General features: G+C 41.0%; 19 protein-coding genes. 12 read left to right on the top strand and 7 right to left on the bottom strand.

The window, feature by feature from the left end:
- Positions 1-9: 9 nt before the first annotated feature.
- Positions 10-2,061, bottom strand: a complete 2,052-nt coding sequence (locus R8806_RS16000) for a SusC/RagA family TonB-linked outer membrane protein (RefSeq protein WP_287644455.1) — start codon at positions 2,059-2,061, stop codon at positions 10-12.
- 132 nt (positions 2,062-2,193) lie between these two features.
- On the opposite strand from R8806_RS16000, the gene R8806_RS15995 reads away from it, so the two are divergent.
- Entirely contained in the window at positions 2,194-2,619 is a 426-nt protein-coding gene (locus R8806_RS15995; protein ID WP_124318325.1) for a hypothetical protein, read from the top strand.
- Positions 2,616-3,452: an IS3 family transposase gene (locus tag R8806_RS15990; protein WP_164720063.1), complete on the top strand. Its 837-nt coding sequence runs from the start codon at positions 2,616-2,618 to the stop codon at positions 3,450-3,452. Before R8806_RS15995 ends, R8806_RS15990 begins: the two co-directional genes overlap by 4 nt.
- A 204-nt stretch (positions 3,453-3,656) precedes the next feature.
- Here the strand turns inward: R8806_RS15990 and R8806_RS15985 are convergent, their stop codons facing one another.
- On the bottom strand, positions 3,657-4,208 hold the full coding sequence (locus R8806_RS15985; protein WP_124316396.1) for an RNA polymerase sigma-70 factor: 552 nt from the start codon (positions 4,206-4,208) through the stop codon (positions 3,657-3,659).
- A gap of 425 nt (positions 4,209-4,633) precedes the next feature.
- On the opposite strand from R8806_RS15985, the gene R8806_RS15980 reads away from it, so the two are divergent.
- The 9 genes from R8806_RS15980 to R8806_RS15940 all read left to right on the top strand — a co-directional run bounded on the left by R8806_RS15980 (position 4,634) and on the right by R8806_RS15940 (position 14,615).
- Positions 4,634-5,866, top strand: coding sequence for a sigma-54 interaction domain-containing protein (locus R8806_RS15980; protein ID WP_124316397.1), 1,233 nt, complete (start codon positions 4,634-4,636; stop codon positions 5,864-5,866).
- Between the two features lie 85 nt (positions 5,867-5,951).
- The gene (locus R8806_RS15975) at positions 5,952-6,470 is read left to right on the top strand and encodes an LptE family protein (RefSeq protein ID WP_124316398.1); all 519 of its coding nucleotides are present in this window, start codon (positions 5,952-5,954) and stop codon (positions 6,468-6,470) included.
- 3 nt (positions 6,471-6,473) lie between these two features.
- Positions 6,474-7,184 (top strand): hypothetical protein, encoded by a 711-nt coding sequence (locus R8806_RS15970; protein WP_124316399.1) that lies wholly within the window; start codon positions 6,474-6,476, stop codon positions 7,182-7,184.
- Between the two features lie 2 nt (positions 7,185-7,186).
- Complete coding sequence (gene secG / locus R8806_RS15965) at positions 7,187-7,564, top strand: preprotein translocase subunit SecG (RefSeq protein WP_124316400.1); 378 nt, start codon at positions 7,187-7,189, stop codon at positions 7,562-7,564.
- A gap of 147 nt (positions 7,565-7,711) precedes the next feature.
- The gene (locus tag R8806_RS15960; protein ID WP_124316401.1) at positions 7,712-7,981 is read left to right on the top strand and encodes a co-chaperone GroES; all 270 of its coding nucleotides are present in this window, start codon (positions 7,712-7,714) and stop codon (positions 7,979-7,981) included.
- A 135-nt stretch (positions 7,982-8,116) separates the two neighbouring features.
- Entirely contained in the window at positions 8,117-9,751 is a 1,635-nt protein-coding gene (gene groL / locus R8806_RS15955) for a chaperonin GroEL (RefSeq protein WP_087421339.1), read from the top strand.
- A gap of 105 nt (positions 9,752-9,856) precedes the next feature.
- Positions 9,857-11,551: a Na/Pi cotransporter family protein gene (locus R8806_RS15950; protein ID WP_124316402.1), complete on the top strand. Its 1,695-nt coding sequence runs from the start codon at positions 9,857-9,859 to the stop codon at positions 11,549-11,551.
- Between the two features lie 108 nt (positions 11,552-11,659).
- Positions 11,660-13,216, top strand: coding sequence for a glycine--tRNA ligase (locus R8806_RS15945; protein WP_124316403.1), 1,557 nt, complete (start codon positions 11,660-11,662; stop codon positions 13,214-13,216).
- Positions 13,217-13,376: 160 nt separating this feature from the next.
- Positions 13,377-14,615 carry a DcaP family trimeric outer membrane transporter gene (locus R8806_RS15940; RefSeq protein WP_164719601.1) on the top strand — a complete coding sequence of 413 codons (1,239 nt, stop codon included), beginning with the start codon at positions 13,377-13,379 and terminating at the stop codon, positions 14,613-14,615.
- A 97-nt stretch (positions 14,616-14,712) separates the two neighbouring features.
- Here R8806_RS15940 and R8806_RS15935 read toward each other — a convergent pair whose 3' ends face one another.
- Positions 14,713-14,934 (bottom strand): hypothetical protein, encoded by a 222-nt coding sequence (locus R8806_RS15935; RefSeq protein WP_124316404.1) that lies wholly within the window; start codon positions 14,932-14,934, stop codon positions 14,713-14,715.
- A 182-nt stretch (positions 14,935-15,116) separates the two neighbouring features.
- Between R8806_RS15935 and R8806_RS15930 the strand changes: the two genes are divergently transcribed.
- Positions 15,117-16,046: a bifunctional riboflavin kinase/FAD synthetase gene (locus R8806_RS15930; protein WP_124316405.1), complete on the top strand. Its 930-nt coding sequence runs from the start codon at positions 15,117-15,119 to the stop codon at positions 16,044-16,046.
- Between the two features lie 54 nt (positions 16,047-16,100).
- On the opposite strand, the gene R8806_RS15925 is transcribed toward R8806_RS15930, so the two are convergent.
- The 4 genes from R8806_RS15925 to R8806_RS15910 all read right to left on the bottom strand — a co-directional run bounded on the left by R8806_RS15925 (position 16,101) and on the right by R8806_RS15910 (position 25,629).
- A complete protein-coding gene (locus R8806_RS15925) occupies positions 16,101-17,339 on the bottom strand; it encodes an OmpA family protein (protein ID WP_124316406.1) in 1,239 nt (412 codons plus the stop codon).
- 113 nt (positions 17,340-17,452) lie between these two features.
- Positions 17,453-20,071 carry a coiled-coil domain-containing protein gene (locus R8806_RS15920; protein WP_124316407.1) on the bottom strand — a complete coding sequence of 873 codons (2,619 nt, stop codon included), beginning with the start codon at positions 20,069-20,071 and terminating at the stop codon, positions 17,453-17,455.
- Between the two features lie 831 nt (positions 20,072-20,902).
- Positions 20,903-22,141: an OmpA family protein gene (locus R8806_RS15915; protein WP_164719898.1), complete on the bottom strand. Its 1,239-nt coding sequence runs from the start codon at positions 22,139-22,141 to the stop codon at positions 20,903-20,905.
- Positions 22,142-22,284: 143 nt separating this feature from the next.
- Complete coding sequence (locus R8806_RS15910; protein ID WP_124317959.1) at positions 22,285-25,629, bottom strand: PL29 family lyase N-terminal domain-containing protein; 3,345 nt, start codon at positions 25,627-25,629, stop codon at positions 22,285-22,287.
- Between the last annotated feature and the right edge of the window lie 256 nt (positions 25,630-25,885).

Raw genomic sequence — 25,885 nt, 5'->3', positions numbered from 1 at the left:
TTCCAAAAATTAGAATGAAACACTAACTGAAAAGTTCGGATTTCGAGAAAATGGATAACTTGTTCCTCTCTCCCGTTTTATCGAAGAAATATAAAATATATCTGATAAATTTGCGTTCAACGACAATCCCTTCAAACGCAACTTCTTACAGATATCATCAGAAAAATTATATGTAAGATTAATGTTTGTACATTGAAAAACATTATCTTCCTGCACAAAGGCATCACAAACATTTGTATTAGAAGATGTATTATTAATATCTAATTTTTTATAAGGAACAACATCCCCCGGTTCCTGCCATGATTGTGTTAACACCCGACGATCCAGATTATTAATAAAGTGAGTATTCTCCGTTTTATTAGCCAATGTCGCATTAAACTGTTTTGCCCCCCAACGCACACCAAAACCGACTGTCAATATAAAACCTTTATAGGCAATGTTCGTTGATATATTACCTTGCACTTTAGGCTGGCTATCACCGAGATAAACCATATCTTCTGCATTTTGAGCAAAAGTAACATTACCATTTTTATCTAAAAACAGACGGTTCCCGGTTTGCGGATCAACTCCAACAGTTCTCAAACCATAAATAGCATTCATAGAATGCCCTTCCCGATACTTCAACACAGCTTCTTGAGAACTCATATTAGTCACATTATGTGATAACGTGTATTTGAAACCATCGGAAAGTTTGTCTACAATATTTTTATTACCGTTAAATGACCCCATGATATTCCATGTAAACCCTCGATCCATATTTTTGAATAAGTCAACCGTAACTTTAACATCCCAACCTTTATTCAAAATTGAACCGACATTTGCTTTATATGTATTAAAACCATGAGAAATAGGCAAAAAAACATCTGCTACAGTATTATCCGTCATCTTCCGATAATAACTGAACTCTAATCCCAAACATTCATGCAAAGTTTTCAATTCTATACCAAAGTTCCATTGGTACGTGTTTTGCCATTTTAACTCCGTGTTTCCAAAAGATGTCAAATAAGCACCGAAATGAGACAAATAATTCGCCTGCGTATTCAGTGAATAGACTGTCATCGCATTCTCCGGAGAAAATCCCATGTTTCCTGACACACCATAAGAAGCTTTCAGTTTCAACCATTGGATATACGGAACATGCTCGATAAAAAAGTCTTCGTTACTGACATTCCATCCCAATCCAAAAGAGAAAAATTTGCCCCAACGACTATCTTCTCCGAAAGAAGATGCCCCATTCGCATTGAAATTAATATCTACGAAATAACGCATATCATAATAATAATTACCCGCAAATATCAAAGCAAGTCTTCTTGTCGTAGTCACAGATCCGTTTGGATAAGTCTCATCACCATATCCCAAGGCCATAGAAGGGAAATCAATATTATCTGCGGCAAAACCTGTTGCCGCCCACATGATTTGCTCTTGTTTTTTCTCTTCCATTTCCGCTGCACCGCTTAATGTCAGCATATGTTTTTCCTGCAGCGTTTTAGCATAATTTACATTCAAACGGACATTCCATTGATTTGACTCGATCTCATTGCGTTGGAAACGTCCTTTTTGATCTGTCTCCTTCCCGGCAAACTGAGCATGGGAAGGTGGAGCAAAAGCATCTGCCTGATTAAACATTCGGGATAATCCCAACAACCCTGATATATAAAAACTCTCGTTTATATTATAACGCACCTGGGTGGCACTACGCATATTTGTATATCTCGTTTTATTCCAAACCCCGACCAGTGCATTATAAGCAGGGTTATCACTATAACTTGTTTCACTTCTCAAAGGATGTGTATATGTCAGAATCGGCTCTCCCTCTTCGTCTTGCGGTTCCCAATACCGATTCATTGCAGCAAAACTAGAGAAATCTCCATAAGGACTATTAGCATTATTATTTGTCCCCACGGAAAGATTTTCACTCACAATCAATTTTTCACCTTGATAAGTTATACCTAAAGACCCATTAAAATTTGCACGATCAGAGCCTTTCATTACACCTACTGTCTCGTCATAAGATAAACTTGCGTTAAATCGCCAAATTTCACTTCCTCCCATTACATTCAAACTATGGGTTTGTCCTACACCTGTTCTTGTCGGATAGCCTAACCAATCATAATTAAAACCATTATCTACTTTTTCCCGTAATTCTTGGTATGTATTGTCCTGAAAAAAGTTTACAGTAAACTTAGTAAACCAATGTCAGAATTAAATTTTCCCCCTGTTCGTCGTCGTTATTACGCCGTGAAGACGAAATTATCAGCGGTACGAGATCGAATAATCAATGAAATGGGTTACGCGGAAGTTCTAGCCAAGTACGAGGTCAAACCCTCGACTTTTCACGTTTGGCTACACAAGTATAAATCTCGCGTTTTATCGGAAGAACAACACAAACGTTTATCTTCGCGTAATTACAAAATGTTATACCCGATGACCGATCAAGAACGCGCCGAGCTGGAGTCTTTACGTCAGGAAGTAGAGAAACAGAAAATACTAGTGGAAGCTTACGAGTTAATGCTAGAGTTAGCCAGGGAACGCCTGCATGTTGATGTAAAAAAAAACTACGAGGAGATGCTATTAGCGGGATTGTCGAGAGACAAAAAGAGCGGGGAGGTAAAGCCGTGACGGAACACCTTTGCAATTCCCTTGGCTACAGCAAGCAGGCTTATTACAAGAGCCTCCGTGCCGATCGTGGAGGCGAGGAACGCGAGCGTTACGTTCTTTCCATCGTCCAGGATATTCGCCGTGACATGCCTAACCTCGGGGTTAATAAATTGTGGAACATGCTGGGGTCTAACGGGCTTCCCGTCGGTCGGGATTGGCTTTATCGTTTACTTCACCTTCACGATTTAATGATAAAACAGAAGAAGTACCGGGTCATCACGACGGATTCCCGGGCGTGGCATCGCCAGTACCCGAACCTGGTGAAAGGGCTTCGAGTTACCCGCCCCAACCAGGTATGGGTCAGTGATATCACGTACCTGTCAACGAGTGCCGGTTTCGTGTATCTCTCGCTGGTAACCGACGCTTATTCCCGGCGGATCACGGGGTGGGAAGTTCACCCCACCCTGGACTCGTCCGGTCCCGTGAAGGCGTTGTGCCGGGCGTTGGCAACGCTACCTCCCAACTTTAGCGATAAGCTTGTTCATCACTCGGATCGGGGTGGGCAATACTGCTCCTCGCTGTACACCGGGATATTGAAAGAACACGGTATTCAAGTCAGCGTGACACAAGATGGCTCCCCTTACGATAACGGTATCGCCGAGAGAGTGAACGGGATTTTGAAACGGGAATGGTTAAACGATATGGTCTTGAGAGATATTGACCAGGCGAGAATGCAAGTGGAGAGAATCATCGGGATATACAACACCAGAAGACCACACATGGCTATCGGGTTGAAAGTTCCGGACCAGGCACACCGCGATAAAAAAGAGTTATTCGCCAGGGTCATGTATTGACGCCAAGTGTTATTGGCATCCCGGGAATTCCCGGGATGCCAATAAAAAAGTAAAACTATTACAGGAATTACAGTTTTTTGAAGTAAACTTGTAACAGAAAATAGAATTGAAAATGCTTTATACAATTTATTGAATGTCAAATCTAGTAAACCAATTTTAGGAAACTACATAGAAGAGACGAGGAAAGGGATGCCCACCCTTAATTCACCCCACAAGAAAAAAAAGAGAGAACAGATTCCCCAATTTTTCTTTCAAAATTCTCCGGGCCACCTGTTTTTGCTTTTTCACGGTCTCCACGGCAATTCCCAACTCATCAGCAATCTCCTTGGCAGAATAACCTTGTATCGCCCGGGAAAACACGTTCCTGCTTCCATGAGGTAAATCCTCTAAAGTCCGCATGACAATACGAAAAGTTTCATTTTTAATATATTCATTCATCTCGGACTCCTCCAGCTCCTCAGCAAAAGACCTTGTGGCATCTTGACGAATTTTCTCCGCACGCAAATAATTAAAACTTCTGAAACGGACCATCTGGTACAAATAAGCGGACAAGTTATCAATCCCTCCCAACTTTTCCCGAGTTTCCCATATTTTCACGAATACATCCTGCACAATATCTTCAGCCGCTTCTTGATTGTCGAGATATTTCATTGCAAAAGAGACCAATACGGAATAGTAATCTACAAAAAGCCCTTGAAAAGCCCTTTCGTCACCATCCATCAGACTATTTACATTTATAGAGGCTCCTTCTATCATAAAACGAACGTTTATTGACTTTTGTTCAACAGATTCACATCACACCCATTCCGTACTATAAATCAACATTTTACAAATTCATCATAGACATCTGAAACAAGGATTCTCGCCCATTTTGCCCCTTCATAAAACGTTCATTTATTGTGCAAATATAAAGAATTTATTTTACAATAATAAATCACAAATTCCCAAATCGTAATATATATACAATCAACTAATAACAAACATATTAATCATCAATCATTTCTAATTCTTTTCGTCCATTCTTTTCCATTCCGGTATATATCCCCCACAATTTTATTTTCACGGTTATGCTATTTTGTCAGCTAAAACTGCTAAATTTGCAGATGAGTATTGAGGATTGGATTCTTTTTCACGTTCCATGCCAGACATCAAGGATAAAGAATTCATAAATTGTAAATCACATGGAGGACATCAGAACGATTAAACAACGTTTCGAAATTATCGGGAACGACATCAAGCTAAACCGGGCAATAGAAAAAGCTGTACAAGTGGCACCCACGGATTTTACCGTGCTTATCACAGGGGAGAGTGGCGTGGGGAAAGAGATTTTCCCCCGGATTATCCACAGTTTCAGCGCCCGTAAACATGCACAGTACATCGCGGTTAACTGCGGGGGAATTCCGGAAGGAACCATTGACTCCGAATTATTCGGCCACGAGAAAGGCTCATTCACGGGAGCGCTATCCGACCGGAAAGGTTACTTCGAGGTCAGTGACGGGGGAACAATTTTCCTAGATGAAGTGGGAGAATTACCTTTATCCACGCAGGCGAAATTGTTACGCGTACTTGAGGCCGGAGAGTTTATCCGGGTCGGATCGTCGAAAGTACAAAAAACGAACGTGCGAGTAATTGCCGCCACGAACGTGGACCTACCAGCGGCTGTCAAGAACGGGAAGTTCAGAGAAGACCTTTACTACCGGATCAACACGATCCCGATTTCGATTCCTGCACTACGGGACCGGAAAGAAGATATATCCCTCCTGTTCCGAAAATTCGCAGCTGACTTCGCTGAAAAATACCGTATGCCTCCCATCCGACTGACCGAGGACGCCGTGCAAATACTCGAAAACTACCGGTGGCCGGGAAACGTGCGGGAATTGAAAAACATCACGGAACAAATTTCCATTCTCGAACAGGAAAGGACGGTTGATGCCTTGAGATTAAAAGAGTATCTCCCGGCACAAAATAATACGCTCCCGGCATTAACATCTAACCCGGAAAGCGATCATAGTTTTGCCACGGAACGGGAAATCCTGTACAAAATACTTTTTGACATGAAAAAGGACATGAACGATTTGAAACACCTCGTGTACGACATCATGCAAAAAGAACACACGATAAAGCCCGAACCGGAACCTTCCACCTCCATCGTTCTCCGGAACTTGTATGAAACTCCGCAATCGGAATTCCTTGGACAAGCCCCGCAAAAGACGATCTCCGTGGAGAAGAACAATCATATCGAGGATACAGAAGCTGTCGTGGAAGAATCCCTCTCACTGGAAGAGAAAGAAAAAGAAATGATCGTGAAAGCCTTGGAAAAAAACCACGGCAAACGAAAACTGGCCGCGCAGGATCTTGGAATATCAGAAAGAACTCTATACCGGAAATTAAAAGAGTATGATATTGAAATTTGAAAACACGAAGAGACGAATTTCTGCAAATTAAAATTATCTTTGTCTGGTACAAATAGCATCGCGTGCATATCAAGATAAAATACACATGATCAAGAAAATTATACCTATATTATTGTTGGCTTTTGCCTTTAACGGGTGTAAACTACAAAGTATTAGTTACTCGTTTTCAGGCGTGTCGTTACAAAATGGAGAAAAAACATTTTCGGTAGATTACTTCTCGAATAAAACCGCTTTTGCCCCGAACTTGGGGGCGGATTTCACGGAAGCACTGAAAAGCTATTTACGTTCGCGAACAAACCTGACCGAATTGACAGACAATGACGGGGATATTCGTTTCGAGGGACAGATCACCGGATTCACACAAACCCCGGTTGACATCACCGCCGATGAAATCGCCGCCAAGAACCGGTTGACAATCACGATCCGGGTGAAATACACGAACACGAAAGACGAATCGGGGAAATCGGATTTCGACACGTCATTCTCGCATTATGAAGATTACGGGATTGACGAGAATTACGAGTCCATCGAACCCGACTTGATCAAGAAAATCACAGAGAAGATTATCGAAGATATTTATAACAAGGCCTTAACAAACTGGTAAACGTTGAAACCGGAAGAATTAATTGATATTATACGTTCAGGACGAAAAGAGGGAGAGGACATCCGGAACATGGAATTTCTCATAGAACAATTCCCTTATTTCGCCACGGCACGAACCGTGTACTTGAAAATGTTACACGATTCGGGTCACTCGGCCTATCCCGAGAAATTAAAGCATAATACGATTTACATTCCTAATCACAAACAGTTTTATCGTTTCCTGAACAATTTATTATCGGATTGGAACGAGATCGGGAATCCGGTGTTCAAGCCGGAACCTGTTGCAATCGAGTTGCTGGAAGACAAGGAAGAGGAGAAGAAAGTCGTTCCCGCAACCACGTTCTACCAACTTGAAAACGAGTTCCCGGAGGAGGAATTCCTACCGATAGATGCCATCGCAAATGAATGGTTGTCACGTAAAAAACAAAAAGAGGAACGAAAAGATTCCCTTATTGATAAATTTATCCAAGAAGAACCCTCCATGCCCAAGATCACGGAGGAAAACCCGGGAACACCAGTCATCACAGAGCCTGTCACGGATGAAAAAACCGAATTTTTCTCGGAAACTCTGGCAAAAATATACGTCCGCCAACAACTATATGACAAGGCCATTGCAACTTATCTAAAATTAAGTTTGAAATATCCGGAAAAAAGTGTTTACTTTGCGGTTCAGATTGAAAAAATAAAAGAGAAAATTAATAATAATAAGAACTAATTATGTACATAGCTGTTTCTATTTTGATCTTTATTGTTTGCGCTCTACTTATATTGATCGTATTGGTGCAAAACTCAAAAGGCGGTGGTTTATCTTCTTCCTTTGCTTCTTCAAACCAAATCATGGGTGTAAGAAAGACAACCGATTTCTTGGAAAAAGCGACATGGACATTAGCTGGGGCAATGCTTGTTTTATGTATTGTATCCGCAATGGTACTCCCCAGAGGTGAACAAGCCGGAAAAAAATCTGCTATTCAAGAGCAAATTAATACAGCCGCTCCGGGAACACAAGCAATCCCTGATTTCGGAACAATGAACAATAACAACACGACCACTACAACGAGTGAAGAGAATAACACGACTTCACAAGAACAAGAATAACGATTCACGGAATCGACACGAGAAAATGTCAGTATGTCAGTCATACTGACATTTTTTTGTTTGGCACGAATTATGCTCTTCTCCAAACGTAATTTTCAATTAAAAAGAAAGAATTAATTAATAATAAACTTTTAAATATTAAGAATTATGGCACTTAAGACAGTTCTTAACAAAATCATTGTAGAGCCGGTAGAGGCAGAAACTAAAACCGCATCAGGTATCATCATCCCTGATTCCGCAAAAGAAAAACCACAAAAAGGAATCGTAGTAGCAACCGGAAAAGGCAAACACGACGAGCCGATGGAAATCAAAGTGGGAGATTCAGTTTTATTCGGTAAATATTCAGGAACTGAAGTCAATATCGACGACAAAAAGTATCTGGTGATGAATCAATCAGACATTCTGGTGGTTCTTTAATAATTGATTCAGTGATTGACGATTGATGATTTAGTGATTAAAAGAAAGGATAAAAAACCATGAAAGTGAATCACTTAATCGAAAATCATAAATCACGAAATTTATAAGATTTAAAATCTAAAATTAGAAACGGTTATGGCAAAAGAGATAAAATTTAATGTTGAAGCCCGCGATTTATTGAAAAAGGGTGTTGACGAATTGGCTAATGCAGTGAAAGTAACGCTTGGTCCCAAAGGACGTAACGTGGTAATCGAGAAAAAATTCGGTGCCCCGCATATTACCAAAGATGGTGTTTCCGTGGCAAAAGAGATCGAACTTTCTGATCCGTATGCAAACATCGGGGCACAAATGGTAAAAGAAGTAGCATCCAAAACAGGTGATGACGCCGGAGATGGAACTACAACCGCAACGATTTTGGCTCAATCTATCATCAACGTGGGATTGAAAAACGTGACTGCCGGAGCGAACCCGATGGATTTGAAGAGAGGTATCGACAAGGCTGTTGCTGAAGTAGTGAAAAATTTGGAGAAACAAAAAGAAGCTGTTGGCGAGAACTATGACAAAATTCGTCAAGTTGCCCGTATCTCTGCCAACGGTGATGACAATATCGGAGCATTGATTGCCGAAGCCATGGAAAAAGTGACCAAAGAAGGCGTGATCACGGTAGAGGAAGCCAAAGGTACTGAAACCGAAGTAAAAGTGGTTGAAGGTATGCAATTCGACCGCGGTTACATTTCTCCCTATTTCGTAACTGACACGGAAAAAATGAATGCAGAATTCGAGAAACCTTATATCCTGCTTTATGACAAGAAAGTTTCCACGATGAAGGAACTCCTTCCGTTGCTGGAACCGGTTGCTCAAGCCGGACGTGCTTTAGTAATCATCGCAGAAGATGTTGAAAGCGAGGCATTGGCAACCTTAGTTGTAAACCGTTTGAGAGGCTCGTTGAAGATTGCTGCCGTGAAAGCTCCCGGATTCGGAGACCGCAGAAAAGAAATGCTGGAAGACATTGCCATATTGACAGGTGGTGTCGTGATCTCTGAAGAGAAAGGCTTGAAATTGGAAACAGCCACGATCGATATGCTAGGATGCGCTGACAAGATCACGATCGACAAAGAGAACACGACAATCGTAAACGGTTGCGGTTCAAAAGAGGCTATTGCAGAACGTGTAAATCAAATCAAGAAATTGATCGAACATTCTACTTCTGACTACGATAAAGAAAAATTACAGGAAAGACTGGCTAAATTAGCCGGAGGAGTTGCCGTACTTTACGTGGGTGCCGCTTCTGAAATCGAGATGAAGGAGAAGAAAGACCGCATCGATGATGCATTGAGCGCAACGCGTGCCGCAATCGAGGAAGGTATCGTTCCCGGAGGTGGTGTGGCTTACATCCGTGCTATCGAAAGTCTTGAAAAAATGAAAGGCGAGAACGAAGACGAAACCACCGGTATAGAGATCATCAAACGTGCTATCGAAGAACCGCTTCGTCAGATTGCCGCTAACGCCGGAGTTGAAGGAGCCGTGGTAGTGAACAAGGTAAAAGAAGGCAAGAAAGATTTCGGTTACAACGCCCGTACAGGTGTTTACGAAAACTTGATGAAGACCGGAGTTATCGACCCGAAGAAAGTAGCGAGAGTTGCCTTGGAGAACGCCGCTTCTATCGCCGGAATGTTCTTGACCACCGAATGTGTTTTGGTAGAGGAAAAACAAGAAAATCCTGCTCCCGCAATGCCGCCGATGGGTGGAGGAATGCCGGGAATGATGTAATCATCGAGGAATTTAGATAAAAAAAGCCCCTTTTCGGGGCTTTTTTTGTTTACTTTATATACCTTTACACCCGCAAATTCAATTTATTACACTTAATACGATTTTATGAATTACACGATTCTCGATTTCTTGCAGTTGATCGGATCATTGGGTGTGTTCCTCTTCGGTATGAAGATGATGAGTGAGGCCTTGCAAAAGGTAGCGGGTAACAAAATGAGAACCATCCTCGCCGCAATGACATCCAATCGCGTGAAAGGGGTGATTACAGGTTTGTTAATCACGACCATCATCCAGAGTTCCTCAGCCACCACCGTAATGGTTGTCAGTTTCGTTAATGCCGGCTTACTTGACCTTATCGGTTCTATCGGGGTCATTATGGGTGCCAACGTGGGAACCACGTTCACGGCATGGCTAATCTCCATCCTAGGGTTCAAGATCAGTATGGTCAGTCTTTCTCTTCCCCTAATCGGGTTGAGCCTACCGCTGCTTTTCTCGGCAAAACGGATGCGCAAGAGTTGGGGGGAATTGATTATCGGTTTCGGACTTCTATTTATCGGTCTAAACTTCCTGCAGGAAAACATGCCGAATATTCATGAAAACCCCGAGATTCTGAATTTCCTACATAATTACACGGATTTAGGGTATGGTTCTTATATCCTGTTCATGCTTATCGGAACAGCACTGACCATACTGATACAATCATCATCTGCCACGATGGCATTGACGCTAGTCATGTGTGCCAACGGATGGATCGGTTTTGACATCGCCGCCTCCATGGTTTTGGGAGAAAACATCGGAACCACGATCACGGCAAACCTCGCTGCCATGGTTGCCAACACGACCGCCAAAAGAGCCGCTTTCGCTCATTTCCTGTTCAACCTTTTCGGGGTTGCATGGGTTTTAGCCATATTCCCGTTCTTTTTAGGCTGGGTCGGACAATTGAGTATTTACTTGGGAATTGGAGATCCGTTCACAAACGTGGGTTCGGTTCCGGTAGCGCTATCGTTGTTCCACACTTGCTTTAACGTGGCCAACGTGCTTATTTTGATCTGGTTTATCAAGGTCATTGCAAAACTCGTTACCCATATTATCAAATCCAAAGAATCGGCAGACGATGCCTTCACGTTGAAACATATCAAAATCGGGTTATTATCTACCCCGGATGCATCCTTGTTCCAAGCAAAACAGGAGATTTCTCACTACGCGAAGAACACATTGGATATGTATCGCCAAGTAGTAGAATGTCTGCACACTCCCTCGAAAGAATTCGAAAAGAAATTCAATAAAATCGACAAACTGGAAGACGAGAGTGACGTGGTGGAAGTAGAAATTGCAGACTACTTGACGAAAGTATCGGAATCCAAATTATCCACGGAGAACTCGCAACGGGTTAGAGCCATGTTCAAGATCGTGTCGGAAATCGAAAGTATCGCCGACTCGTCATTGAACGTTGCCAAAGCTGTTGGACGCCGGAATGAACAAAACGTGGAATTCCCCGAATTTATCGACGAGAAGTTACAACACATGATGGCTATCGTGGACGAGGCCCTCGTGGTTATGTGTGCAAACCTCACGATTGAATACAAGGAAGTGAAGGCAAAGAAAGCTTACGAAGTAGAGCAAACGATCAATGATTACCGGACAATCCTGCAACAGGAACACTTGACGGCAATCGAAGAAAAGAAATATGATTATGCCACGGGTATTATATATAGTGACATTTTCTTCGAGTGCGAGAAGATCGGGGATTACGCGATTAACGTGACCGAGGCAATCAAGGAAATCGGGAGTGACAATTAATGAATTGAAAATGGAGAATTGAAAATTGAAAATGAGATATTTAACTTTCAATTTTTAGTCCTTAGTTTTTAGCTTTTAACTTTTAGTTTTTAACTTATAACATATAACATGGCACAAGAAGATATTTTTAAAAAGCTGGTAGCACACTGTAAAGAATACGGATACGTGTTCCAGTCATCAGAGATATATGACGGGCTGGCTGCGGTGTACGATTACGGACAATACGGGGTTGAACTGAAAAACAATATCAAAAAGTACTGGTGGGACTCAATGGTACTGTTACACGAAAACGTGGTAGGATTGGATTCCGCCATTTTCATGCACCCGACTATCTGGAAAGCCTCCGGACACGTGGATGCTTTCAACGACCCGTTGATTGATAATAAAGATTCAAAAAAGAGATACCGGGCAGACGTACTGATCGAAGATCATATTGCCAAATATGACGACAAGATCGAAAAAGACGTTGCCAAGGCAAAAAAGAGATTCGGGGAGAAGTTTGACGAAACATTATATCGCCAGACGAACCCGCAAGTGCTGGAAAATATTCGGAAAAAGGAAGAACTTACTGCCAGAATGGCAAAGGCTTTGAATGATAACGACTTGGTTGAACTTCGTCAGATTATCGTTGACAACAAGATTGTTTGCCCGATTTCCGGAACCAGCAACTGGACGGAAGTACGCCAATTTAACTTGATGTTCTCCACGGAAATGGGATCCACGGCCGAAGGTGCCAGTAAGATATACCTGCGTCCCGAAACGGCACAAGGTATTTTCGTAAACTTCCTAAACGTCCAAAAGTCCGGACGTATGAAAGTTCCTTTCGGGATCGCCCAGATCGGTAAAGCTTTCCGTAACGAGATCGTGGCACGTCAATTCATCTTCCGGATGCGTGAATTCGAACAAATGGAAATGCAATTTTTCGTACGCCCCGGTAGTGAACTCGATTGGTTCAAGAAATGGAAGGAAACCCGTATGAGCTGGCATCAAGCGTTGGGATTCGGACCGGAGAAATACCGGTTCCACGATCACGAGAAACTGGCGCATTACGCAAATGCAGCCACGGACATTGAATTCCGTTTCCCATTCGGCTTTAAAGAGGTGGAAGGAATCCATTCCCGCACGGACTTTGACCTGAAACGTCACCAAGAGTTCTCCGGGAAGAAAATACAATACTTCGATCCCGAGTTAAACGAATCATACGTACCTTACGTGATCGAAACATCTATCGGCGTGGACCGGATGTTCCTGCAAATCCTTTCTGCCGCTTACACGGAAGAAGAGATCGAAAAAGAAGACGGATCGAAGGATTCACGGGTTGTATTGAAATTACCTCCTGCCCTAGCCCCAATCAAGCTGGCCGTGATGCCACTCGTGAAGAAAGACGGGCTACCCGAGAAAGCGGAAGAGATCATGAAATTATTGAGACTGGACTTCAGATGCCAGTACGATGAAAAAGACTCTATCGGTAAACGCTATCGCCGCCAAGATGCCATCGGAACCCCGTTCTGTATTACCATCGACCACCAGACGTTGGAAGATAACGCCGTAACCATCCGTTACCGGGATACTATGGAACAGGAACGCGTGGCCATAGACCAATTACATGACATCTTGAGAAAAAAGACGGACCTCCGTGAAATTCTGAAAGAAGTTAAGATATAATGATTGAGTGATTGGGTCCGATTCCGCAATTTATGATTCTTTTAAATTGCGGAATCGGAAATCCCTCAATCTAAAATCATAAAATTCACTATCTTCTTAACTTTTACTTTTCCATCCCCGTATATAGTGTTACTAAATTAACCAATTAATTTGTAACGCTATGAAAAAATTGACATTGCTATTGTTGATAGCCATCTCTTGTGGATTCTACACGGGGGTACGAGCGCAAGTCAACGTGACTTCCGTTTCGGAAAAAAATGACGCGGACAACTTCTATAAAATGATGAAAGAGGCTTTCCCGCTATCATTCAATGACCCGGCATCTCCAAGATTCGTGTTTTTCAACAAGAATAAAAACTTCGTTTTCGGTGTGGGGGGATTTGTGCAAGTACAGGGGATTTACGATTTTAACGGAGTTCCCAATGACAATTATTTTACCACAAACACCATCGCTCTCAAAGGAGAACAATCCGGGGGTAGATATGGTATTTCTGTCGGGCAATCCCGCCTATTCTTCAAATTAGTCGGGGACACGGATGTCGGCAGATTGGTCACCTACATGGAAATGGAATTCGAGGGGAACCAGAGTACCCCGATTCTAAGACAAGCTTTTATCAAGTTTAAAGGATTCACGATCGGTAAAACATGGAGTACATTCTGTGATATTGCCGCAGGACCGGCCACGGTGGACGAGGAAGGCCCTTCCAGTGAAGTGGCATTACGCCAGCCACAGATTCGCTACACGTATAATTTTACAGACAAGCTGGAAGCATCCTTGGCATTGGAGTACGTGGAGCCATCCTACACCGAAGGAGAATTTACCAAGTATATCAACCAACGAATTCCGGACTTCCCGATTAACGTGAAATACAGTTTCAAAAACGGGAGCCACCTGCAAGCGGGAGCCGTGTTGAGAAATATGTATTACAAAGATGAAGTTGAGGATAAAGACCGGATCGTTACCGGTTGGGGAGCCTCATTGAGCGGTATCTGGCAATTTGCCGAAAATACATCCCTTTGTTTTCAGGGAGTGTACGGGAAAGGAATCTCCAACTACATACAGGACATTTCCGGTTCGGGCCTTGACCTCGTACCCAGCGCCACGGCAGAAGGGAAATTGAAAGCATTCAATGCATGGGGTGGCTATATCGGATTTTCCCATAATTGGAGTAAAGTTCTGACATCAAATATCATGTACAGCTATGCCCGAGTCCTTGATCGTTACGGGATGCCCGCAACATCATACAAATACGCACAATACGCCGCCGCTAACCTGTTCTGGGATTTCAGTGAATACGGTTCCTGCGCCATAGAGTACGTATTCGGTCGTCGGAATGACTTCAACAAAGATTACGGTAACGCCAGTCGTATCAATACGATGATACAGTACCGGTTCTAAAATCAGCACCAAGAAGTACGAATATATTTTAATCGGGAAAGGGATTATCCATTGTTTTGGAATAATCCCTTTTCTATATTTCAAACCACGCTCCTACTCACTCATGTTTCTTCACCTCAGCCTTACGAGCCTTTTCCGTGGTCTCTACCTTCACCACGTTCTCTACCGGCTTTTTCTCCTCCTTGATAACGGGTTGCCGCTCTTCCTTCACCACCGGGCGTGTCTCCTCTTTCACCGGGAGTACTACCGGGACAACAGGGCGAGCGGCGGCATACATCAAGTTCTCTTTCTTCTTGTTGTTCTCAATCTTCCAGACCACCCGACCGACAAGTTCGTCAACTAATTGTATTTACTGGAACAGTCCTGACTCTTGACCATACTCTCTCACTATCAACCCTATATCATTCGTCGATAAATATATATACAGGGATTAGAGTTTATTTAGCCCCATAATTCAGTTATTTGTATTATTTTTGCCCTTAACTATTCAAACGACTAGAAATGAAGGTTCACTACGGAGTTGAAAATATAGAGATCAAATGCCCGATCGTCACGATTGGAAGTTTTGATGGCGTACATTTAGGTCATGCTTGCGTGATACAACATCTAAAAGAGAAAGCGGCCAGTATTGATGGGGAATCCGTCATTATCAGCTTTGAACCCCACCCGAGAGAAGTGCTTTATCCCCGGGAACAGAAAATAGGGATCCTAACGACGCTGGAAGAGAAGATTGCCATCTTGGAAAAATATGGCGTTGATCACTTGATTATCTTGAAATTCACGCTTGAATTCGCCCAGCAACCCTATAATGATTTCGTGAAAAAGATTCTTATCGACAAACTAAGAATCAAGGGACTCGTCGTGGGCTATGATCATCGATTCGGGAAAGATCGAGCCGGGAATTTCGAGAACTTACAGGAACTAGCGAATGAATACGGCTTTTTTCTTGAAAAAGAAGTCGTTTTTGAAGAGGACGATGTAAATGTCAGTTCCACTAAAATCCGTAACGCTCTGGCCGTTGGAGACATTACCACGGTAAATCGCTTCCTCGGTTATTCTTATTCCGTCACGGGCGAAGTGGTTTACGGGCATCATCTAGGACACAAAATCGGTTTCCCAACAGCAAATATTCAAGTTTCCGACGAGCGGAAATTGTTACCCGCCATAGGCGTGTACGCCGTAAAAGTTATTATCGAGCAAGAAATCTTCAACGGGATGCTCAATATCGGGATCCGTCCCACGGTCAGCAATGATGGGCAAGTTTCATGCGAGGTGTATATTTTTGATTTCAACCGGGACTTGTACGGGAAAACCATCACGATAAATTTTATCGACCGTATTCGGGGAGAACGTAAATTCAACGATATTGAAGAATTACGAGCTCAGTTACAAAAAGACAAGGAAAAAATTCTCAAGCTATTGAAATCGTAAAATAAAAGCCACCTTGAATACAAAGTGGCTTTTCCTGTAATTATATAGAGAGTCTTAGTGTTTTTTCACTTCAACCTTACGGGCTTTTTCCGTGTAAATATCTTTTTGATCCACGGACATATCCTTACCCTCCCCGAACGTACTCATCCGATCGGCCGGGATCCCTTTACTCACGAGGTAAGTCTTCAAGGCCTCTGCCCGTTTCAAGGATAGCGGCAAGTTGATACGATCTGTCCCTGTGTGATCCGTATAACCACGAATATCAACTTTCACTCCCGGGAACTCTTTCAACGCCTCCACGATGCGAGAAAGTTCACTAGCATAACGATCCGTGTCAATGACCGCCGAATTACGTTTGAAATGGACTGTTGGTAATACCGGGAATGTTTTCTCCGTGGTCTCCACCTTCACCACGTTCTCTACCGTTTTCTCCTCTTGCTTGACAACTGGCTTTTGCTCTTCTTTCACCACCGACCGAGTTTCCTCTTTCACGGGAAGTATCACCGGGGCCACGGAACGAGCGGTGGCGTACATCAGGTTCTCTTTCTTCTTGTTGTTACCAATTTTCCACACCACGCCAACCGAGAGGTTCGCCAGCCAGTTATACTTGCTCGTGCAACAAGTGGCCACTCCGTCAAAGTTATTATTCGCGATCCAGGCCACCCCGGATGTCAGTTGTAAATCAATGTATTTGCTAGCACGATAGCGCAAGGCTATATCTCCTCCCAGCCCTAAGTTCACGTCATTATCCAGCGTGGAAGAGGTGTCAAAACGCTTGTCATCTTCCTTCTTGTATAACTTGGGCGAGAACTTTTGCAAGTAAACCGCCGGGCTTAACAACACGGTCCAACGACGCAATTCTTTCTTCCCGAAAAAATTATTCACGTTAAAATCTCCGTGCAGACCTAACGTGAAATATTTGATCTTGGCGTAAATATCGTTGTAATAAGCGAAACCAGCTTCTGGTTCCGTGCCATAATAAGATTCCCCGTTCGGGTAAATCTTAAACGCTTTCTCCCATTTCTTGGCACTTCCCTTTCCTTGACCCATGTCGGCCGTCAAGGACAAACCGAAAGTCGGGGTAAACTGGTACCCCAGTTGCAAGCCTCCTTGTACCCCGATATAAGTTTTATCCGCCGAAAAAGAGATCATGTCTCCCCGAAAAGCTGAAATACCCCCATTAACACCCAAACTCCAACGGGAAAAATCATTACCAATCTTTTTCTTTTGGATCTGCGCTACCGAAAAGGAAGTTACCATCAGAAAACAAAGAGAGAACACTGTTTTTCTCATATGTATTCAAATTTAATTATTATACATCGTTTGGTTATTAGAACAAGGGGTGTCTGGAATCAGACACCCCCATTCTTCTGGTTGCAATCAATAATGAATATTGAAATTCATTATTATTTTGTTACTTTTTCGTTGATTTTAAGAGAAATTGTTCCAGTTGAAGTTCCATAATTGTGAGTAATGGTTACTTTTACATCAACCGTAGCTCCAACAAACGCAGCACCCGGAACATTTTCCCAAGTAGCTAAACCATTTTCATCAATACTCAGATTGCTCTTTGGAGTTAAGATTTCAAATTTCACATTGTTTTTATTCAATTCATAACAAGTTGTTCCAATCGTAGTAAAGTTACCATCAGAGTCTAATGTTGTTCCCTTACTGGTAATATTAAACAATTCATGCTCTGTAGATTGAGTGTCTTTGAATGATAACAATCTATATAGATCAAAACTACTTACAATTTGTCCATCTTTATCATTAGCAAGCGTATGTTTCACGTTATTCCATGTAACAACTTCTGCTAACGGATTAATAAATTTCAACTTATAAGTTTTTTCTGCCAATTTAAGTTCTCCATTCTTAATAACTACCGTAAATTCAAGTTCTTTACCAAACAGATTTTCAGTTACATTTCCTTCTTCATCTTCAAGATTTTTTACCCAGGTAACTTTGCTACCTTCAATATCAATACATCCTGCTAGGTCTTCACGATTCAATTTGAATTCCATTTTAGGATCACTGACACCCTCAATATTGATGACAAAAGCATTTTTCAAATCTACGGATAAATCAAATTTCTTGTCCTTGTTAAATACTCCAGGTATTGTTAATACGTCCTTATCCCAATATCCTAATGACAAGTCTGGATCAATACTCGGAGCAACAACTGTCACGTTACCCGTAATCTTAAACAAGCCTTCTTCACCAGTTCTCTTGTCTTCAAATGTGATTGTAACAGAATAATTTCCAGCTTCAGCTTTTGAAGTCGCTTTCAATTTAAATCCATCAGTACCACTAAATTCAGCTTTAATCGCATCAACTTTCTCTCCTTCTGCATTGGTGATCACACATTTAAAGTTTTCTGCGTTCTCTTTCCAACGGTCAAATTGTTTTGTTGATAGATCGCTTAGAATATCTTTAAATTTCAATTCCTCTGAAACATTTTCTGTCTCTGCTAAAATTTTAATCGTTAAATTTTTAAATGCAACATCTTTATCGTACATTTTTGTAATAAATTTAACTTTAAAATCTGCTTTTCTAATTCCGCTACCATTCAAATCCATTGCATAGTATTCGAAATTCAAAGTAACACCATCAAGTTCAAATTCTACATCAGTTTGAGTTTCACTTGCAAGAATTTTTCCTTCTTTTAATGCCTCTTCGTCCAAGTATTTCAAATACTTTTCGTCATCTTTGTGAATCTTTATATATCCTTTACCAGTGTACAAATTTGCAGCAGCTTTAGCAAAGTCCACAGGGAACAGTACTTGTCCCTTCTCGTCTTTAAATGTAAACATCGCAATTTCATTTACATCATATTCCACGCCCAAATACACAGTTTTAGTAGCAACTGTTACTTTGGTCAAATCTTTAGCGATTCCAATAATCGGATTAATTGCATAATTAGATAAAACAAAGTTTTGGTCATCTCCAGGAAGAACAACCTTTAAAGCTAAATTACCCATCTTCATATCCGTTTTTCCCTCATACCGAACTGTTGCAGTGTAGATATCGTTATTAACAACAGTTTCTGTCGAACGAGAAGCAAACGGATCATTCATATCTTTAATTTCCCACTCTTTATTAACACTGACTACTTTTACAGGAACATTTTTTCCAGTAGCATCAACAAGGGTAAATACGAACTTATCAGTTAATTTCACGCTACTCGGATTAAGAATAACGGGGAATTCAGCTTTAGCATCACTCAAAACAACCCCAGCCTTTAATACGGTTCCGTCAATCCAAACAATCTCTTTTTCAAGTGGAGTACTTCGCATGAATGTCAAGTCTGTGGAAAGATTCGGGAAAGTGATATCTGTAATCGTATTTTCAAAAGCTGTAATTTTATCTTGCAATTCTTTAAGAGCACCATTTTCGCCTAACAATTTTTCCAAATCTTGTTTCAATTGATTCACATCTGAGACCAAGCTCGGTAATTTGTCAAGATTTTCCTTGTTCTTGTTATATGCAGCAACGAGTTCTTCTAGTTCAGTTAATTCTTCAAGCAACCACCCTCTAATGATTTCTTCTGTCGGGATTCCATCAATATCTCCTTCTTGCAAATAGTTATGGTCTTTCAAATATTGAGCTAATGCATCTTCATTCAAAAGTCCGTCTAAAGCATCTTCGGTTACATAACCATCCAATGCTCCTTTTTTCAAATAATCATCCAATGCTCCTTCTTTCAAATAGCTACTAGCAGCATCTTCCAAATCTTTAACACGACTTTCTAAGGTTTTCAACGTATTAATATCAGCTTGAATACCATCAATAACACTTTGATCTGCCTTTTCTGCAATAGCCGTATTTAATTTAGTTTCTAAAGCGGAAATCTGCTCACTAATTGCCTTATTCAATTCTGTCGTAGCAGCAGATTTGTTCGCATCAATTTGTTCCTGCAAGTCCTTTATATCGTCGTCATAGTCCTTACAACCAACGAATGTTGAACCTGCAGCACCGAGCAATAGCACAAAGGCCATTGTCCTTACATTTAACCATTTTCTTTTCATACGTATAAAATTTAATTGATAGTTAAAAAACTCATATTGTTTTCTTTTTCTAATTTTATTATTCTTCTTTTTCTACCATTCTTATTTTTACACAATTCCTTCACATCAATAAACGTTCGTTTAATAAGTTTTTTATCTATTTATAAATCAAATAATTATGAATTAATCTATTCTAATTTGTTTAATTGATTGTTTTTTACATATAGCTCATAATGAGTAAGTTTGTGTTTTGCTATCGTTCCAAAATTTGTCAATAAAATAGGAGGTTCAAAATAGAAGTCAATAGACATACTGATAATAAAGTACTTAGATAAAGCTTAAATTCTTGTTTTTAATATAGAAAATCACCCTACTATTTAATAATACTCTAAAATGATACAGAATACGGTGACCATTGAAGTGAAGAATTAAAACAACTTGCTTAAAACAGGATACAATATTTTGTCGAAATTCATCTTCAAAATCTTTGGAACAAGCATTTTGTGTCGTTTTGCGCACATAACAAACAATATATATACAAAATATGAAATTTTTTTTGATCATTTCTTTCTTGTTTCATAAAAAGTCGTACATTTGCAATCAATATATGAACGATTATTGATATTTTATTAATAAAAAATACTATAGTTAATTTTAACATTAAAGTATTTCATTTTGCTAATAATTCATCGTTTCTTTTTGATCAATTTCAATATAAAAGCCACCATTGCCATAGGTGGCTTTATCATGTCAAAACAGCATTATGACTTAGATAAAAAGTCAATAGCCTCTTTTTAATAATGACGGGGAAATACATATCAAGATTTCCTCCTTTTTTTTCATCTAAACTGATCAATGTTTCTTTACCTCAACCTTACGAGCCCTCTCCGTGTAAATATCCTTTTTATCCACCGACATGTCCTTCCCCTCTCCAAACGTCTTCATCCGCTCGGCAGGAATACCTTTACCAACCAGGTAAGATTTCAAGGCCTCCGCACGTTTCAAGGATAACGGTAAATTGATTCGATCCGTTCCCGTGTGATCCGTGTAACCACGAATATCAACTTTCACCCCCGGGAATTCCTTCAATGTTTCCACGATACGGGAAAGTGCTCCGGCGAAACGTACCGTGTCGATAACCGCCAGGTTACGTTTAAAGTGAATTGTCGGCAACTCGGGGAAAGTCTTTTCCGGGGTCTCTACCTTCACCACGTTCTCTACCGGTTTTTTCTCCTCCTTGACAACGGGTTTCCGCTCTTCCTTCACCTCCGGGCGTGTCTCCTCTTTTACCGGGAGTACCACCGGGACAACGGAACGAGCGGCGGCATACATCAAGTTCTCCTTTTTCTTGTTGTTACCGATCTTCCAAACCACCCCGACCGACAAGTTCGCCAACCAGTTGTATTTACTGGAACAACAAGTGGCAACACCGTCAAAATTGTTGTTAGCGATCCAGGCAACACCGGATTTCAATTGCAAATCGATATGCTTGCCGGCACGATAGCGCAAGGCGATGTCACCTCCCAATCCCAAGTTCACGTCGTTATCCAGCGTGGAAGAGGTGTCAAAACGCTTGTCTCCATCCTTCTTGTAAAGTTTCGGGGAGAACTTCTGCAGGTAAACCGCCGGGCTTAACAACACGGTCCAACGGCGTAGTTCTTTCTTCCCGAAAAAATTGTTCACGTTAAAATCACCGTGTAACCCGATAGTGAAATACTTTACCTTGGAATAAAGGTCATTATAATAAGCGAAACCCTCTTCCGGAATCGTCCCGTAATAGGATTCGCCAGTAGGGTAAATCTTGAACTCTTTTTCCCACTCCTTGGCACTCCCTTTCCCCTGTCCCATATCGGCCGTCAAGGACAAACCGAAAGTCGGGGTAAACTGGTAACCCAGTTGGAAGCCTCCTTGTCTACCGATGTAAGTTTTATCGGCAGAGAAGGAAACCATGTCGCCACGGAAAATGGAGATTCCCCCGTTAACTCCCAAGCTCCAACGGGAAAAATTCTTGTAAATCTCCTTTTTCTGTCCTTGGGCAAACAAGAAAGAAGTCAGCACTAAAAAGCAAAAAGATAATAGCAATTTTTTCATACTTAAATGTGTCGTATTCAATTTCTGATCGTTTGAAGAAGGGGTGTCTGAATCAGACACCCCTCTCTTCTTGTTTGAAATCATTTTAATAATTTCCTTCTGGTTGCAAAGATTTATATACTCCCTGTATTCTAATCCTATTTCTAGTTTTTATGGAATTTTACCGGAATTTCCAATGTCACAACTGAGTGTCCACGTTCAGTTTCTTTATTTGCATGATTGCATACCAGCCCCCAAACATGTTTAACACAAACTTCAACTTTGATTACAAATTCGTTAGCAATATCCTCACCATCATTGATCCAAGTTACATATTCGCCTTCGGCATCCGTCTCAAATTTGATTTTCTTGGAGTTCTCTGTATCAAGTGCAGTTCCATCGCTGAAGAATCCACCGATTACCTTGTATTCGAACACACTGTTTACATCGTATACCTGTTTCCAGTAGTTACACCATCCATCGGTTCCACGTTTGAACAAATCAATAGTTCCTTGATCTGTCAAATCTGTATCGTATACAATATGGTTGTATCTAAAGCCTTCTTGTGCTGCATTCTCGTCAGACAAATAATCTGCAAGCCTGAAACAATCTTTCAAATAAGCTTTGTTCTCAGCAAGAGGATATTTGTCATACAACGGATCGATAGTTTTCTTGACGAATCTGATCGGGGTAATGAATGCAACTTCAAATTCTTTAATTACAACTTGAGAACGTCCATACTCAGGAGCCTTAGCAGTTCCCGTATAATCGTGCATATCATGAGCTTGAGAACCAACCTTGTCTGTGGTCTTACATTCTGGTAAATTGTCAGAAGCTTGGTCTTTGTTATACTTCTTCTCGCCATTGTTGCAAGTTCCATACAATCCGTCATAGCATTCGTTGAAACTTACTACGGCACGAATCTTCACTCTCTTACTGTCTTCACCAATAGCATTGATCCATTGACGTCCGGCATCTGATTTTTCCAATTCAATCTTCCAAACACCATTTTCTTGATACAATTTAAGGCCATCGGTTGTTCCAGCCCAATCGGAAGAACTATTATATTTGTCAACCAATTCGAATGACAATGTCGGTTTTGCAATTGTTGCCAAATCATATGCAGTTTCACCCGTTCTCGGTTTCAACATTTGATCCATCGTGTATTTCTCCAAGTCAAACATGTTGTTCAAAACGGCCACCATATCATATTCGTCATCCGTTGTTTCAACTTTTCCGTCAGCACCCGGAGCGATCCGTCCGTGAGCATAGATCAAACCACCTTCACCATTAGTTCCCGGATCTTGCCAGTTCAACTTGGTAATTTCAGGAGCAACAGCGTTCGGGTAAGTTACAAATACAGTGTATTCAACATTTACATCCGGATAAACTTCTCCACTGTTCGGGATGTCAACATATTTAGCCTTAACAACATACTCTACGTGTTCCGTGCTGAATGCGGTCGGTTTAACAATCAAATCCAATTGATTCAAGATCGTTCCATCGTCTGCTTTTCTTTCTTCCAAATCAACATCTTGCTTACGAGTATTTGCATCTAAAGCGGCAGTATGTTGTTTTTGCAAATCAACAGTAATAGCCGGATCGAATTGATAATGTTTGTGGAATTCTTCTCTACCTCTAGAACCAGCTTGTTGTACACGAAGGTCATTGTAGATGTGGTCCATATCAAGTTCTACAGCTTGATCTTTATGTTGTAGCATTACTCTGATCGTGTCTTTGATTACGATCTTTTCAGTTACACTCTCTTTACCCTTGATTTCTAACTTGATCAAACGAGAAGCAACAACATTTTCTTCTGCTTCTGCACTAGCACCATCTTCAACCGGAGCAACCAATTTCACACGCACGATCGGAGTTCTTCCAATAGCAGCAGAGTGATCACCTTGTTCAAATCCTGGATATTGATCCGGAGATTTCACGTAAGCTTTAGTTACTAATTGTCTTTCATCCGTTCCGTCTTTTTCCATGGTAGAAACCAATTCCAAATATCTTTCTGTTTGGTCAACACCTAAATTATTGAAAGAAACAGTTTCGAATTTCAACTGGTAATCATCAAATCCATTCGTCATAAACGGATATTCCGTTCCATTGTCAATGAAGAATGTGCGGAAAAGTTCTGTCAAGTTTAATCCTTTACCGCCATTATCTTTCCGGTTGTCATATGCAATCTCGAAAGTCGTGATTGGAGCTAAACTCTTGTAGTATTCATCTGCATCCTCTTGTTTTGCTGGAGCAGCTTTTTTATCTTGATAAGAGTTTACAGACCGGAATTTATCTGCATACAAGTTTTCCTTGTTTGCATCCAGTGCATAATGCTCAACATCCGTATTCACGATACGTACATCTTTTTGTGCAATATGCCAATGTTTAGCCGGTGCTATTTCTGAATAAACGGTATCTTTCCCATTCAAAACAGCCAATGTCAAAAGATCACGTTTATTACCTTGGTGGTTATTACCTACCATCTCGGCAAATCTCCACGATTTTGCACGGAAATGCAACATTCCTACTTCTTTATCTTGACTATAACTCTTAGCTCCTTCCAGAACGCCATTTGCCATATCATAGAATCTCTGACCCTTGTTAAAGATCATGTTTGCCCCGTCTTTCATGCTACGAGAAATTACGGTAGCCTCGCCATGTTTCCACAATCCTAACACTTTAAAAGCGTCAAAAGAAACAGAACGAGGATTGAACTGATACTTCAACTCAGCCTTACCAGCATAAAGAATAGAATTAGGCTCTGCCGGAATTGTTCCTACCGTGTATTCTGGAGCTGCAGCAATTCCATTTACATAATTACCCACACCATCAGTCTCGTCCTGAACAATTGTCGGGAAGAAAATCATGGGAGCCTCTCCTGCAGAAAGAGTTAAAGGCATGAATAAAATATCCGTTACAATATTCGTTGTTTTTGGAAGTGTTACTTTCTCGTAGTCTCCAACGGTAATACTGCCGTCTTCATTCACTGTTCCTTTCGGCATATAAAGTTCTACATAGCCTTGTTGTTCTACATAGAAAATTCCACCGATAGCAATTTTCGGCTCGATAATTTTGCCGTTCAAATAAAGATACCCGTCCTGTACCGTGAGTTTCACGTCAGTTACAGTCCCGGTACCTCCATCTTCCCCTCTCACATTTCCTAAATCAATAGGATCTTGCCCCTCATAAGTCGCATACAAGTGTCCGTCTTCTTTGATTTCAAATGAAGGAACCTTACCATCATTTCCGTCATTTCCATCAATACCGTCCTTACCATTCACGATCTCAACAACACTACCATCACCCAAAGTAACTTTCAATCCATTAGCGATTTTCTCAACACTCTGTACGAATTGTCCCTCCTTAATTTTCCCCAAAAGTTCATCAATGGATGTTTTGTTTGCAGTTATCTGCTCCTGCAAATCCTTAATATCGTCGTCGTAATCCTTACAACCGATGAAAGTAGGACTTGCAAGACCACAAAGTAGAGCACTTAAAAGTGCCATTTTTGCAAAATTCCGTTTTTTGTTCATACTTAAAAAGAATTATATTGGTAATTAAAAAATATCAAGTCACCCCAAAGCGCAACTTTTCTTTGTTAAATGTCTGTCTAACTTAATTGTGTACATGTGTAAATATTTGTCTAAAAACACGCCTTCATTTTTAACAATTCAAACAATCAATAATCGTTCGTTTAAAATTCAATACAGTACACTGATAAACAATAATTTACAATAAATACATATTACAAATACAATCTTT

The organism is Butyricimonas faecihominis (assembly GCF_033096445.1).
GTDB lineage: Bacteria > Bacteroidota > Bacteroidia > Bacteroidales > Marinifilaceae > Butyricimonas > Butyricimonas faecihominis.
This window is presented reverse-complemented; position numbering and strand designations above follow the sequence as displayed.